The organism is Cupriavidus necator (assembly GCF_016127575.1).
GTDB lineage: Bacteria > Pseudomonadota > Gammaproteobacteria > Burkholderiales > Burkholderiaceae > Cupriavidus > Cupriavidus necator_D.
On sequence record NZ_CP066020.1, the window covers coordinates 114,638 to 128,493 of the forward strand.

General features: G+C 63.0%; 11 protein-coding genes. 7 read left to right on the plus strand and 4 right to left on the minus strand.

All coding sequences use genetic code 11. From position 1 onward, the window contains the following. Positions 1-26: 26 nt before the first annotated feature. A complete protein-coding gene (locus I6H87_RS32615) occupies positions 27-1,253 on the minus strand; it encodes an ISL3-like element ISAe1 family transposase (protein ID WP_011153965.1) in 1,227 nt (408 codons plus the stop codon). Between the two features lie 88 nt (positions 1,254-1,341). Here I6H87_RS32615 and I6H87_RS32620 point away from each other — a divergent pair, with 88 nt between their 5' ends. The 5 genes from I6H87_RS32620 (at position 1,342) to I6H87_RS32640 (ending at position 7,088) form a co-directional block, all read left to right on the plus strand. Next, entirely contained in the window at positions 1,342-1,845 is a 504-nt protein-coding gene (locus tag I6H87_RS32620; RefSeq protein WP_011154015.1) for a Crp/Fnr family transcriptional regulator, read from the plus strand. Positions 1,846-1,955: 110 nt separating this feature from the next. After that, positions 1,956-2,297: a hydrogenase maturation nickel metallochaperone HypA gene (hypA, locus tag I6H87_RS32625; protein ID WP_011154016.1), complete on the plus strand. Its 342-nt coding sequence runs from the start codon at positions 1,956-1,958 to the stop codon at positions 2,295-2,297. A 45-nt stretch (positions 2,298-2,342) separates the two neighbouring features. Continuing rightward, on the plus strand, positions 2,343-3,305 hold the full coding sequence (hypB, locus tag I6H87_RS32630; protein ID WP_011154017.1) for a hydrogenase nickel incorporation protein HypB: 963 nt from the start codon (positions 2,343-2,345) through the stop codon (positions 3,303-3,305). A gap of 5 nt (positions 3,306-3,310) precedes the next feature. Further along, on the plus strand, positions 3,311-5,734 hold the full coding sequence (gene hypF / locus I6H87_RS32635) for a carbamoyltransferase HypF (protein ID WP_011154018.1): 2,424 nt from the start codon (positions 3,311-3,313) through the stop codon (positions 5,732-5,734). A 163-nt stretch (positions 5,735-5,897) separates the two neighbouring features. After that, positions 5,898-7,088, plus strand: a complete 1,191-nt coding sequence (locus I6H87_RS32640) for a hypothetical protein (RefSeq protein ID WP_011154019.1) — start codon at positions 5,898-5,900, stop codon at positions 7,086-7,088. 358 nt (positions 7,089-7,446) lie between these two features. On the opposite strand, the gene I6H87_RS32645 is transcribed toward I6H87_RS32640, so the two are convergent. The 3 genes from I6H87_RS32645 to I6H87_RS32655 form a co-directional block, all read right to left on the minus strand. Continuing rightward, positions 7,447-7,665 (minus strand): hypothetical protein, encoded by a 219-nt coding sequence (locus I6H87_RS32645; protein ID WP_011154020.1) that lies wholly within the window; start codon positions 7,663-7,665, stop codon positions 7,447-7,449. 359 nt (positions 7,666-8,024) lie between these two features. Next, positions 8,025-9,185 carry a tyrosine-type recombinase/integrase gene (locus I6H87_RS32650; RefSeq protein ID WP_011154021.1) on the minus strand — a complete coding sequence of 387 codons (1,161 nt, stop codon included), beginning with the start codon at positions 9,183-9,185 and terminating at the stop codon, positions 8,025-8,027. 369 nt (positions 9,186-9,554) lie between these two features. Next, positions 9,555-10,781 carry an ISL3-like element ISAe1 family transposase gene (locus tag I6H87_RS32655; RefSeq protein ID WP_011153965.1) on the minus strand — a complete coding sequence of 409 codons (1,227 nt, stop codon included), beginning with the start codon at positions 10,779-10,781 and terminating at the stop codon, positions 9,555-9,557. 410 nt (positions 10,782-11,191) lie between these two features. Here I6H87_RS32655 and I6H87_RS32660 point away from each other — a divergent pair, with 410 nt between their 5' ends. Together I6H87_RS32660 and I6H87_RS32665 are read left to right on the plus strand one after the other, a co-directional pair. Continuing rightward, on the plus strand, positions 11,192-12,871 hold the full coding sequence (locus I6H87_RS32660; protein WP_231881537.1) for a hypothetical protein: 1,680 nt from the start codon (positions 11,192-11,194) through the stop codon (positions 12,869-12,871). Positions 12,872-12,874: 3 nt separating this feature from the next. Next, the gene (locus tag I6H87_RS32665; protein WP_011154024.1) at positions 12,875-13,855 is read left to right on the plus strand and encodes an ATP-binding protein; all 981 of its coding nucleotides are present in this window, start codon (positions 12,875-12,877) and stop codon (positions 13,853-13,855) included. Position 13,856 lies beyond the last annotated feature (1 nt).

The window sequence follows — 13,856 nt, forward strand, 5'->3', positions numbered from 1 at the left end:
TCAGGCTCTTTTGAAAAATGAGTGGGTTATGCGGCATGCGGGTTGATCGCGGAGAAGTCGAGCTTTCCGGCGATCAGGAAGATCACGGTGCGCATGGTTTTGAAGCTCACATAACCGCGGGCCTTGCGCTTGGCGGCTTGGAACAGGCCGTTGAGCGCCTCCAGGAAGCCATTGGTCTGGCGCGTCTGGGTCCATGCAACGATACCGTCGAAATGCTTGCGGATCATGCGCGCGACCTCCTTCATTGGCTCGACCTTGGATCGCATGACGTTCGTGCACCACTGCTCGAGCATTGCGGAAACAACGTTGATCTGCTTGCGCTCAAGGATTTCGCGCAACTGCTCGCGATACAGCCAGGCACGGGCAGTGCGTTTGGTCGTGACGTTGGCGATCAACGCGTCGAGATCGGCACGCTGCGCGGCTGGCAACCCGTCGCGATCCTTGAGCAGCGTCCAGCGCAGGCCTTTGAGGCTTGGATCGGTCTTCTGTTCGATACGCCGGGTCTTGTCCACGGCTGCAGAAGCGTGAGCCACGACATGGAACTTGTCGAAGGTGATGCGCGCGTTGGGCAAATGCTCGCTGACGCCCTTGATGAACGCCGGCGACATGTCGATACTGACCACCCCGATCTGCTCAGGCGCAGCGTTGTTCTCGCGCAGATGTGCAGCGAACTTGCCAACCGTGGCAGCATCCTTGCCTTCGGTCACAAACACGACCTTACGCGCGTCGGCATCAGCGACAAGCGTCAGGTAGTTGTGACCGCGCCTGTAGGACGTTTCGTCAACGGCGGCAGCGGTCACGCCGGCCAGATCGAGTTCGGCCACCGCGAGGTCGACATAGCGCTCGCAGATAGCGTACACGCGATGCCACGACTCACCCACCGTTCTGGCTACAGCAGAAAACGGCATCTGCTGCGCAAGCGCCACCACCATGGCTTCAAACAGCAACGTGAAGCCAGAGAGCTTGCCAGCCCAGTCCGGCTCGACCAACACCACGCGGCCGTCGGGAAGCTTCACGCGTGGCGTGCGGACTTCCAGATAGCAGTCGTGCTCGAAGAAGTTCAGGTGCCGATAGCGTTTGGTCACCGTGTCGTGAACCGGGTGCCCACCGGCGACCTCCGGGTGGGAAAAGCGGCTGCCGGCGACAAAGTCAATCTGGATCGTCAACGTCTTGGTTTGCGCGTTGAAGTCGACTTCCCGGACGAACCACGGATCGCTTATGCCAAGGGCTGCTTCAAACAGTTTGCTATGCATCGCTCTTGTTGCTCTTTACCTGAAACCCGCCACGATACCACCCACTTGAAATTCAAAAGAGGCTGAAATCAGTTAGAAGGAGAACGCGATGAAAGAGCAGGAAATCGACAGGATCGCAACGATGATCTACGAGGCGCCTTTGGGCGAGTATATCGGCCGGGATGGCGCTGCCATTCTTGCCGAACACGCCGCGGAAGCACGCCTCCTCAAGGGCGATGAGTTTCTCTACCGGAGAGGAGATGTCACAAGCAGCTTTTATATCGTGACCGATGGGCGTTTGGCGCTGGTCAGGGAAAAAACCAATGAGCGCACCGCGCCCATCGTGCATGTGCTGGAAAAGGGGGACCTGGTTGGCGAGCTGGGTTTTATCGATCAGACGCCGCATTCCTTATCGGTTCGTGCTCTGGGCGACGCCGCCGTGCTCAGCTTCAGCGCGGAAAGCATCAAACCGCTGATCACCGAGCATCCGGAACTCATTTTCAACTTCATGCGCGCGGTGATCAAGCGCGTTCACCATGTCGTGGTGACTGTCGGGGAGCACGAGAGGGAGTTGCAAGAGTACATCTCGACGGGGGGGAGGGGACGGGGTTAGTCACTCTCCGCGTCCAGCTGAAATGCAAAAAAGCATATCCCTCGAGCGCCAGCGACGTGCGTCCCGTCGAGTGGTACCTCAGCGCGTGACCGACATGGTAGGAGCCGATCATGCATGAGATGTCGCTGGCCGTGGGTGTGCTGCAGATCGTCGAGGACGTGGCGCAGCGCGACGGTTTTTCCCGCGTAACGGCAGTACGGCTGGAGATCGGCCGGCTGTCCAGTATCGAGCCGGAAGCGCTGCGCTTCTGCTTCGAGGAGGTAGTGCGCGGCAGTGTGGCTGACGGCGCGCGGCTGGAGATCGTGGACACCCCCGGTGCCGGCTGGTGCCTGCACTGCAGCGAGACGGTGGCGATCGGAGCGCTGTACGATCCCTGCCCGCAGTGCGGCGGCTACCAGGTGCAGCCCACTGGCGGCACGGAAATGCGCGTCATGGATCTGGAAGTGGCGTGACGGAAAGCGGAAGTCACGCGGAATAGAAGACGAGGAGACAGGATCATGTGCACCAACTGTGGCTGCGCCGCCGGCGAAACCCGCATCGAAGGCCAGGAGCTGGAGCATGTCGACGAGCATGCGCATGCCGACGGCACCGTCCATGGCCACGCCCCCCATCATCACGGCGAGCACGATCACGACCACGGCCCTGCCTACCGTGCCGTGCGCGGTACTGACCATCTGCATTACGGTCACGGACCCGCTGGTGCCCATGCCCCAGGCATGAGCCAGGCGCGCATGGTGAAGATCGAGCAGGACATCCTGGGCAAGAACAACGCCTACGCGGCGCAGAACCGCCGCTGGTTCGACGAGCACGGCGTGTTCGCGCTGAACTTCGTCTCGAGCCCCGGCTCCGGGAAGACCACCCTGCTGGTGCGCACCATCGAGGCGCTGAAGTCCACCTCCAGGCTGGCCGTCATCGAAGGCGACCAGCAGACTTCCTTCGATGCCGAGCGCATCCGCGCCACCGGCGTGCAGGCGCTGCAGATCAACACCGGCAAGGGCTGCCACCTGGATGCCCACATGGTGGGCCACGCGCTGGAGAAACTGCGGCCGGAGGACGAGAGCGTGCTGCTGATCGAGAACGTGGGCAACCTGGTCTGCCCTTCGGCCTTCGACCTGGGCGAAGCCCACAAGGTGGTGATCCTTTCGGTCACCGAAGGGGAGGACAAGCCCCTGAAATATCCTGACATGTTCCGCGCCGCCAGCCTGATGCTGCTCAACAAGTGCGACCTGCTGCCGCACCTGTCCTTCGACGTGGAGAGGGCCATCGAGTATGCGAAGCGGGTGAATCCGGACCTGCACGTGATCCGGACCTCGTCCGCCACCGGTGAAGGCTTCGACGCATGGCTGACGTGGATTGCCGATGGCCTGGCCGGCCAGGCCGCCAGGCGCAGCCAGAGCATGGAGCTACTGCGCAGCCGCATCGCCGGGCTGGAAGCGCAACTGGCGGCGCTCAAGGTGTAGCGGCCATGCTGATGCCGCGCCGTCCTCGCAATCCGCGCACCGTCCGCATCCGCATCCGCGTGCGCGGCGTCGTGCAGGGCGTGGGCTTCCGGCCCTTCGTCTATCGCCTGGCGCGGGAGCTGGGCCTCGCCGGCTGGGTGCGCAACGACGGCGCCGGCGTGGACATCGAGGCCCAAGGGAGCGCCGCGGCCCTCGTCGAGCTGCGCGAGCGCCTGCGCCGCGACGCGCCGCCCCTGGCGCGGGTGGATGAGATCGGTGAGGAACGCTGTGCGGCACAGGTTGACGCCGACGGCTTTGCCATCCTCGAGAGCAGCCGTTCCGATGCCGCCGTGCACACCGCCATCGGCCACGACACGGCCGTATGCCCCGACTGCCTGGCGGAGCTGTTCGACCCCGCGAACCGGCGCTACCGCTACGCCTTCATCAACTGCACCCAGTGCGGCCCGCGCTACACCCTGACGTGGGCGCTGCCCTACGACCGCGCCACCACCAGCATGGCGCCGTTCCCCCAGTGCCGGCCCTGTCTCGACGAGTATAACGCACCCGAGCATCGCCGCTTCCACGCCGAGCCCAACGCCTGTCCGGACTGTGGCCCCAGCCTGGCGCTGCTCAATGCCCAGGGCATGCCGGTCGAGGACGTTGATCCGATCGCCGAGACGGTGGCGCGCCTGCAGCGGGGCGAGATCGTCGCCATCAAGGGCCTTGGGGGCTTCCATCTCGCCTGTGACGCGCACAATGCCGACGCGGTGGCGCGGCTGCGCAGCCGCAAGCAGCGCGAGGAGAAGCCCTTCGCCGTCATGGTCGCGAACCTGGCGACGGCGGCGCAGTGGGGCGACATCGGCAGCGGTGAAGCGGCCCTGCTCACGGCGTCGGAGCGGCCCATCGTTCTGCTGCGCAAGCGCAGCGGCGTCGATGGGCGGTTCGCGGGCGTGGCGCCGGGACTGGTCTGGCTGGGCGTCATGCTGCCGTACACGCCGCTCCAGTATCTGCTGTTCCACGAGGCCGCTGGCCGCCCCGAGGGCCTCGGCTGGCTCGCCCAGCCGCAGTCGCTGGTGCTGGTGATGACCAGCGCCAACCCCGGCGGCGAGCCCTTGGTCACCGGCAACGACGAGGCGGCGCAGCGGCTCACTGGCATCGCCGACGCTTTCCTGCTCCACGATCGCGAGATCCTGGTGCGTTGTGACGATTCGGTGGTGAGGGGCGACGGCGAACCAGCGCCTCACGTCCAGTTCATTCGCCGCGCGCGGGGTTACACGCCGCGGGCGATCAAGCTGGCGCGCAGCGGCCCCTCGGTGCTGGCGCTGGGCGGCTCCTTCAAGAACACGGTGTGCCTGACGCGCGGCGACGAGGCCTTCGTCTCTCAGCATGTGGGCGATCTCGGCAACGCTGCCACCTGCGAGGCCCTGATCGAGGCGGTGGCCCATCTGCAGCGGGTGCTGGAGATCCGGCCGCAGCTCGTCGCCCACGATCTGCATCCGGACTTCTTCAGCACACGCCACGCAGCGGAGCTGGCGGCGCAATGGGGGGTGCCTGCCGTCGCCGTGCAGCACCATCATGCCCATATTGCGGCGGTGCTGGCCGAGCACGGCTCGGACGAACCCGCCATCGGCCTGGCGCTGGACGGCGTCGGCCTGGGCGACGACGGGCAGGCGTGGGGTGGCGAACTGCTGCTGGTGGACGGCGGCGCCTGTAAGCGCCTCGGTCACTTGCGCGAGCTGCCGCTACCTGGCGGCGATCGCGCCGCGCGGGAGCCCTGGCGCATGGCCGCTGCGGCGCTGCATGCGATGGGCCGCGGCGAGGAGATCGAGGGGCGCTTCCCGCGGCAGCCGGGGGCGCCGATGGTGAACCGCATGCTGGCCCAGCGGCTTAACGCGCCCCTCTCCTCCAGCATGGGCCGCTGGTTCGACGCCGCCGCCGGCCTGCTCGGCACACGGGAAACCATGGCCTACGAGGGGCAGGCGGCGATGCTGCTGGAAGGGTTGGCCGAGAGCTGGGGCGAGCAACCGTCGCCGGGCCGCCCCAAGACGGTTGCTCACTCCCTCGGGGGGGTGCCGCGCAGCGGCGGGGGTACATACAAGGCGCTGGCGCTGCCCGATGCCTGGCGCATCGATGCGGGCAACACCCTGGATCTGCTGCCGCTGCTCGAGGCGCTGTCCGCCGAAACGAATGCCGCGCGCGGCGCGGCACAGTTCCACGCCACCCTGGTGGCGGCGCTGGAAGCCTGGACCGTCGCGACCGTCCAGGTCACCGGCGTGCGCACGGTCGTCTTCGGCGGCGGCTGCTTCCTCAACCACATCCTCGCCCGCAACCTGTGCCGGCGCCTGGCGGCGCGGGGACTGACCGTGCTGACAGCGCGCCAGCTGCCGCCCAATGACGGAGGCATTGCCCTCGGTCAGGTCTGGGTGGCGCTGCAGCGGGCGCCCAACTGACGAGAGGGTAGAACATGTGCCTGGCCATACCTGCACGCATCGCGAAAAAATTTGACAACGACATGGCCCTCATCGACCTGGGCGGCGTGGGGAGTGGCCAAAAACGGGGGGCAAATCCGTCAGGAAAGGGGTCTATTGTGTACTGAGACTACCGGAGACCGCCATGCGCATCTCGATCCAAGCCTGTATTGAGCGGGCGGGCGAACAGCCCTCTAAGGTGATTGAAGTTGCGGTGATCGAGCGCAATGCCGATGTCGCTCCGGCCTCAGGACTGGGCCTGTTCATTCGCGAGTCACAAGAGATCCTGCGACAGCTTCAGACTGTGGTCTTGACCGAGCAGGTGGACCAGTTCATCCGGATTACCGGTCGCTGTCAACTGTGCGGAGGCAGGCTTGTCATCAAGGACACAAAATCCTTGGTCTATCGCACCGCTTTTGGCAAGGCGAGGCTGCGAAGCCCGCGCTTTTACTCTTACTGCAGCGCATGCGGTTACTGCTCAAGTAACAAGGGCACGCTTTCCCCGCTGGCACAGGCGTTACCAGAACGCGTACATCCCCAGTGGACCTGGCTGCAGTGCCGATATGCAAGCGTGATGTCTTATCGTTTGGCACAGATCTTTCTACGCGACGCGTTTGCCGGCGGACGGGAACTCCCATGCTCGAGCGTTAAGTTGAATGTAGGCCGGGTCGGGCAGCGGCTGGAGCAAGAGGCGCAACGTGCAACGATGGTGATGTCGGCTGTGACCGCGCCACCGCGAAGCTCGCCATTAACCGGGACGCCGATTGGTCTGCAGATCGATGCAGGTTATATCAAGACGCCGCGGCAGCAGGATGGTAAGCGATGGACTCCCGTGGTCGCCTCCAAGCTGATTTGGCCCAAGACTCCTCGTACCCATGCGCATGCCTACGCAGTAGGGCATGACCCTAGCCAAGGGCTGCGTCAGCAGGCGTTCTTACAGTCTGTTGGCATCGGGCCCCAGGCCCCGGTCACAGTCATCAGTGATGGCGGCGATGATATTAGTTTCGCGTGCAAGTTGCCATCGGCAACGGCCCGCGTGCTGGACTGGTATCACATTGGCATGCACAAAGCGAAATGGCTGTTGTGGCACGGTGAGTCGAAGCGGTGCTTGGAGAGGCTGGAGTCGCTGCGACGGGACACAGGTTGGGTTGGCGCTCGCAATCCACTAGGACGCGTGATTCGTTACCTTCGCTGTTGCTCTCGCTATCTCGCAAACTATCAGCAGCGGCGGGCTCAGGGGCTGCCGATTTCAAGCGCGGGAGCAGAATCGGTGGTCGACTATGTCATTGGCCAGCGCATGAAAAGGAACGGGCACATGCGATGGACGATTCTTTGAGCACGCGTTCACGCAGCCGGTTCTTCGAGTATGCATCAGTGCCACGCAGACCTCGGAGTGCCATGAGGAGGTTCTCGAATCGTCCTCGCCGTTGAGAACGGCACATCGAACCTGCAGTAGTCCATTGGCTCCACACATGCCATATGCGGTTGTGGACTGTACGGTATAAACCGCGCCCCCGCGTTTGGCCACTCCCATTTCGATATTGGCGGAAACTGTGACCGCCATTGGCGGAAATATCGATCTGCAACAGAAAGTTCCGGTTCCTGAAAGGTAAAAATCCCACACTCTGGGGAAGTGTGGGGTTCGGGGAGGTGAATCAGGTTGGGGGAGGTCTCTGCGCTCGGACTTGCAGCCCTTAGAGGGCGGCGCGGTCGGATGCAATGTAGTACCTGGCGCCGTCCGTATAAGTGTCGAATTTGCCGCTTTTTGCGCCGTCAGTGTAAACATCGTACTTACCAGACCGCGCGCCGTCAGTGTAAGTATCGAATTTGCCACTCTTGGCAAACACCGGAGCGGCCGCCAGGGTGGCAGCGAGTGTGGTGACAGCGACTAGGGCCCGGCGATTGGTATTCATGGCTTACCTCTTTCTTTAAACTGGTGAATGCCATTCCCTTTGGTTTAGTGCTTGTTGCACTGCGGCATTCGATGAGCGCCATATTAGGGATTTCCCTTGTGGCGGTAAACCCTTACGCTCGCAACGATCGGTTTCAAAATCCACAATAGTCTGCCCTGAACCGAAAAAATTCGGGCAGAACGCGACCGACATGTGTGTTGGGGCCGAGCCCTAGCAATTTGCCTTCGCTATCCTTTAGATCGATCAACAACACGTCGAATCGACCGCACCATCACATGTCGTTGTCCATCCGAGCGCGCCCGGCCCGAAGGACGAAGCGGGCGCGCGGCACGCGCCCGAGCCAGCGCCCAGGTCCTACGTCAGTTGTTGCTGCACCACCCGATCCGATGCCGCTCCTGCGTGGCCTCATGCCGCGCATCCTCCTCGCTGTGCAGATAACCGCTCGTCGTTGACAGCGAGCTGTGCCCGAAGTTGTCGCGCACAAAACGCAGGTCGACCTGCTGGTCGGTCATGTGCGAGCCGGCGGTGTGGCGCAGCCAGTGCGCCGAGGCGCTGGCCAGCACCGCTGCTTGTGGTTCCCATTCGGGCCCGCGCGCCCGCAGGCGCGCGGCCGCCTGGCCGAACACCTCTTTGAGAATCAGGTGCAGCGCGCCGCGCGACAGCGCTTTCTCGCTGCCTGCTTTTCCAATTACCGGCAGCACCAGTGGACGCGTCTCCCCGAACTGCGGGGTAGGCGGCAACGCGTAGGCGCGGCGGTAGCGCGCCAGTTCGGCAATCAGCTCATCGGTCGCCGGCACCAGCCGAATCTTGTTGCCTTTGCCGTTCACCTCCAGCCACCAGCGCTCGGTTCCGTGGGAATCGCGTCGGCAGAAGAACGCGCCCATGGTGGTGGCCGTCAGTTCGGAGGCACGCAGGCCGCCCAGATAGAGCACGGTTAATACCCAGCGGCAGCGCGCCGCGTGCAGGCGTTCCCGCGCCGTCTCGGTCGGCATTGCCGCGACGGCGTCCTTGACCGTATCCCACAGGTCGTGGCTCAGATAGCGGGTGATGCGCGCCTGAGTGGGCGCGCGGCGGCGGCGGGCGAGGGCGAGCGGGTTGCCGCCCAGGTAACCCGCCTCGGTCAGCCAGGCGAACAGCGCGTTCAGGATCACCAGCGCCTGGCGCACGCTGCCGGGTGACAGTGGCCCGGCAAACGGGCGCCAGTCCGGATGGTTGCGTGCGAGTTTCTTGCTACCGGCCAGCACCCAGCGCGCGGCCGGTTGCGGATCGGCAAGGAAGCGCTCGTAGACGAGCAGGTCTTCATGGGTCAGCGAGGACAAGGGTTTGCCCAACTGGAGCACGGCCCACAGGATTAGCCGTTCAACCTCGCGGCGATAGGTGGCGACCGTCGCCACGCTGTCGGCATAGCGCGCGAGCCAGGCGGTCACGGCGGCTAGGTCGTCGCCCGCGGCGATTCGCGTGCCGGTGGTGGGCGCGCGGTTGCGGCCGTCGCGCCCGGACAGCGCCGACGGCAGCCGCAACTGCTCCAGCGGCGTGGGCAGGGCGGCGAGAGGGCGGGACGCAGGCGGGTAGGGTGGATGTGCGGGTGATTCCAAAATCAGGCGTTAGTTTGCACAATTTTGTATCCGAGACGTGGCCGTGAAATCGACGCAGCCCGGGCGTGCGAGAACAAATTTACTTCACGAAATTCTGCACCATTTTGTTCCCCCGGCGAACATTCGAAGCAATTTTGTATCTTCGCCAACGTTTGTTCCATTCTCGTCGTGCGATTTTTCCCGAAGGTGCCCTAAGGTTTATAACCGTCGCCTCTTAGGCGATCGGCCCATTTTGGAGCGTCGCATGGAAGACGGCATTGACGACAATTCCGGCTCTTTTGAAAAATGAGTGGGTTATGCGGCATGCGGGTTGATCGCGGAGAAGTCGAGCTTTCCGGCGATCAGGAAGATCACGGTGCGCATGGTTTTGAAGCTCACATAACCGCGGGCCTTGCGCTTGGCGGCTTGGAACAGGCCGTTGAGCGCCTCCAGGAAGCCATTGGTCTGGCGCGTCTGGGTCCATGCAACGATACCGTCGAAATGCTTGCGGATCATGCGCGCGACCTCCTTCATTGGCTCGACCTTGGATCGCATGACGTTCGTGCACCACTGCTCGAGCATTGCGGAAACAACGTTGATCTGCTTGCGCTCAAGGATTTCGCGCAACTGCTCGCGATACAGCCAGGCACGGGCAGTGCGTTTGGTCGTGACGTTGGCGATCAACGCGTCGAGATCGGCACGCTGCGCGGCTGGCAACCCGTCGCGATCCTTGAGCAGCGTCCAGCGCAGGCCTTTGAGGCTTGGATCGGTCTTCTGTTCGATACGCCGGGTCTTGTCCACGGCTGCAGAAGCGTGAGCCACGACATGGAACTTGTCGAAGGTGATGCGCGCGTTGGGCAAATGCTCGCTGACGCCCTTGATGAACGCCGGCGACATGTCGATACTGACCACCCCGATCTGCTCAGGCGCAGCGTTGTTCTCGCGCAGATGTGCAGCGAACTTGCCAACCGTGGCAGCATCCTTGCCTTCGGTCACAAACACGACCTTACGCGCGTCGGCATCAGCGACAAGCGTCAGGTAGTTGTGACCGCGCCTGTAGGACGTTTCGTCAACGGCGGCAGCGGTCACGCCGGCCAGATCGAGTTCGGCCACCGCGAGGTCGACATAGCGCTCGCAGATAGCGTACACGCGATGCCACGACTCACCCACCGTTCTGGCTACAGCAGAAAACGGCATCTGCTGCGCAAGCGCCACCACCATGGCTTCAAACAGCAACGTGAAGCCAGAGAGCTTGCCAGCCCAGTCCGGCTCGACCAACACCACGCGGCCGTCGGGAAGCTTCACGCGTGGCGTGCGGACTTCCAGATAGCAGTCGTGCTCGAAGAAGTTCAGGTGCCGATAGCGTTTGGTCACCGTGTCGTGAACCGGGTGCCCACCGGCGACCTCCGGGTGGGAAAAGCGGCTGCCGGCGACAAAGTCAATCTGGATCGTCAACGTCTTGGTTTGCGCGTTGAAGTCGACTTCCCGGACGAACCACGGATCGCTTATGCCAAGGGCTGCTTCAAACAGTTTGCTATGCATCGCTCTTGTTGCTCTTTACCTGAAACCCGCCACGATACCACCCACTTGAAATTCAAAAGAGGCACAATTCCTATTACTCCCGCCGGATGATAGACGGGCGAACCGTCGACACTGCCCACTGGGCCAGCCCCGACGAGGGAGCGCTTACTGGTGACCGACGCGTCCTGTACCTTGCGAGAAAGCAGGCGGTTTCGCTGTATCTTTTCGGTGCCTCGGGCGAAAGCATCAGGCGGCTGACGTCAATTGGCGCAAGACAGGCCTATCGTCTCATCCGGGAGCGCTGCCTTGAGACGCATCCCGACGGGCGTCCTTATGGCTGGCGCGGACTTGTGCCATGGCTCCGAGTCAAGCCATACCGTCGTAGCAGGAAGGTCCATGTCGACCCGTTCGGCCGCGGCGCTGCGGGCGCGATGCAGGCGCTGCTGGACTGCCAGCCGGCGCTTCGTCAGGCATTTGAGGCGCGTATCCTCACGAGCGCCTCAGCCAAGCGGCTAGTCGAAACTAAACAGTCGAGAAGGCGTCATTGCGCGTGGTTTCTGGACCAATTGCGTAGCTTCGGGTACGAAGCGCGAAACGAATGGCCGTTCAACACATCGAGCCTTGGCTACTCTTCGATCTGTCGGTATATCGACAAGGTGCTGTCGGCCCACCCAAGGGCGCTGGCCGCGGCGAGTGGCGGGCCGAATTTGGCTTTGAAGCTGAGGTCCGGTGACGGAACCGGGCGGCCGGTGCTGAGGTTCATGCAACGCGTCGAGATGGACGCGCACAAGCTAGACGGACGTTTCTGCGTGTCGCTTCCCCTCATGGGGGGCGGTTTCAAGGAGAAGATCGTTCATCGTCTCTGGGTCGTTGTGATCCTGGAGGTCGTTTCGCGCGCGGTGCTAGGGTACTACTTCAGCGTGAGACGGGAAGTATCGAAAGATGACGTCATGCGCGCGCTGAAGCGGGCATTGGGCAGATGGTGCCTGCGCCCGGTCAGTTTTTGCGATACGCCGTATCTGCCTGAAGCCGGGCTTCTTTCCGCTTTGGGTAGCGATTTCGTCGGGCTATGCTGGGACGAGACCAGCGTAGATGGTGCGCTTGCCGAGACTTGTCAGCACGTGCGGGATGCGCTGCGCGACAGCGTCGGCTCCACGCTACTGGACCCGAAGACCTCGTTCTCGAAACGTCGAAGCAAGGATGACCGCCCGTTCATCGAGTCGTTTTTCCGCAATCTGGCCGGACAGGGATTTCAGCGTCTTTCCAACACCACCGGCGCCAATTTCCAGGACCGCAAGGGAAGACAGCCGGAAGAGGTCGCCCTGGCGAGTCGATTCCAGTACGAATATGCGGAAGAGTTGCTGGACGTGCTCATTGCCAACTACAACGCGACACCGCACAGCGGGATTGGTAACCGCACGCCGCTCGCGTATGCGAAGTTCTTGTACCACCATTCCCAGCAGAGCTTCCGGCGAGCCGACCCCGCTATCGTGGACACGCTATTCAGCATCCGCAAGCGCTGCATCGTGCGCGGGGGCGCTAAAAGCGGGCGTGCCCCGTTCGTTGAGTTCCATTACGGCCGTTATACCAACGACGTGCTGCATAACCGGCACGACCTTGTCGGATCCGAGATCTGGGTGGTCTGCCACAAGGAGGATGACTGCCGGGTGGCGCTTGCCTCCACGCTGGACGGTATGTCACTCGGCGTTTTGCGGGCAGCACCGCCTTGGAACATGTCGCCGCACAGCCTGTCGCTACGTGCTGCAATTTGCCAGGCGTGTACTCACGGAAAGTTTGCGATTCCGGCAGGCGTCGACGCCATCGATGTCTTCATGCGCTACGTGGAGAGTCAGGCGCACAACCGCTTGCCGGTCCATCCGGCCTACCTCGAGGCACGGCGCATACTGGCAGCCGCAGCCGAATCATCAATCGGGCCTTCCATGCTGGATGCAGCAATGGCTCGGACCAAGGCAGGCAGCAGTTCTTCGAACGGTAGCAAGGGGGCCGCGCCGGAGCCGACGGCAAGACGCGCGCAGTCTGGCGCCTCGGACCCGCTGAAGCCTTCTGCGGGTTCCACGCTGCCTCCGCGTCGAATGGCGCAGTCGAGGTAAGCCATGTCCTTCTCACTACCCGAGCGCATCGATCCGCGGCACTGCATCGTGACGAAGCAGTACGCGGTGTATACACCGCCCATGCACGAAATGATCGAGCAAATCGGCGAATGGATCGACCAGCAGCGCCCCGGCGGCTATATCTATGGCGCGTCCCGCCTAGGCAAGTCCCGCTGTGTGCAGTGGTACGTTGCAAACGAATTGCAGGAGCGCTTCAAGGCCGTCATGCCCCTGGTGGTGTGGAATCGCCGCCCCGACAGTCAGAGTAGTGAAGCGGGATTCTGGCACCAGCTCCTACTCGCCTCGCGCTTCGAATTCGCCAACCCGGCAAAGCCACCGAAGAAAGCCGAAGGCATATACCTGTGCAAGCAACGCTTCATCGCCATTGCGAACAACGCGCAACGGAACTACGTGGTGCTGCTTATCGATGAAGCGCAGGATCTGACGTTGCGGGAGTGGAAATGGCTGGTCGGCCTGCAAAATGAGCTCGATTACGAGGGCTATTTACTCAGCGTATTTTCAGTCGGCTCACACCAGTTGAACTATCGCCACGAATATATGGCCATCACGGGCAACGCTCACGTCGCCGCGCGCTTTATGGCAGCGCATGCGCGCTTCCACGGCCTGCGCTCGCCCGAGGAGATCGGGTACGTGCTCAACGGCTACGATAGCGACTCCGAGTGGCCGCCAAGCAGCGGCGTTCCGTACCTGGAGCACTTCGCACCGGCGGATTATGCGGCAGGGCGCCGGCTCGCCCAATGCGCGGCGCAGCTGTGGAAAGCGCTGATGGAGCTTTCGCCCGAATCTGCGCGCCGGCATTTCGAGTTTCCAATGCAGCATGTCGCGAAAGCGACCGAGGCGATACTCTTCCAACTGGCGCGGGGCGAAGACTGGGCCGACGTGACCTCCTACGAGAGCTGGTTGCGAGAACTCGCCAAAGCGAACTTCCCGGACCACATGAGGATCATCTCGACGGGTGGTTGAC

What these genes read in the sequence shown, in the direction of transcription:
- I6H87_RS32615 (WP_011153965.1), bottom strand. Translation starts at nt 1,253, where the DNA reads ATGCATAGCAAACTGTTTGAAGCAGCCCTTGGCATAAGCGATCCGTGG.
- I6H87_RS32620 (WP_011154015.1), top strand. Translation starts at nt 1,342, where the DNA reads ATGAAAGAGCAGGAAATCGACAGGATCGCAACGATGATCTACGAGGCG.
- hypA (WP_011154016.1), top strand. Translation starts at nt 1,956, where the DNA reads ATGCATGAGATGTCGCTGGCCGTGGGTGTGCTGCAGATCGTCGAGGAC.
- hypB (WP_011154017.1), top strand. Translation starts at nt 2,343, where the DNA reads ATGTGCACCAACTGTGGCTGCGCCGCCGGCGAAACCCGCATCGAAGGC.
- hypF (WP_011154018.1), top strand. Translation starts at nt 3,311, where the DNA reads ATGCTGATGCCGCGCCGTCCTCGCAATCCGCGCACCGTCCGCATCCGC.
- I6H87_RS32640 (WP_011154019.1), top strand. Translation starts at nt 5,898, where the DNA reads ATGCGCATCTCGATCCAAGCCTGTATTGAGCGGGCGGGCGAACAGCCC.
- I6H87_RS32645 (WP_011154020.1), bottom strand. Translation starts at nt 7,665, where the DNA reads ATGAATACCAATCGCCGGGCCCTAGTCGCTGTCACCACACTCGCTGCC.
- I6H87_RS32655 (WP_011153965.1), bottom strand. Translation starts at nt 10,781, where the DNA reads ATGCATAGCAAACTGTTTGAAGCAGCCCTTGGCATAAGCGATCCGTGG.
- I6H87_RS32660 (WP_231881537.1), top strand. Translation starts at nt 11,192, where the DNA reads ATGCAGGCGCTGCTGGACTGCCAGCCGGCGCTTCGTCAGGCATTTGAG.
- I6H87_RS32665 (WP_011154024.1), top strand. Translation starts at nt 12,875, where the DNA reads ATGTCCTTCTCACTACCCGAGCGCATCGATCCGCGGCACTGCATCGTG.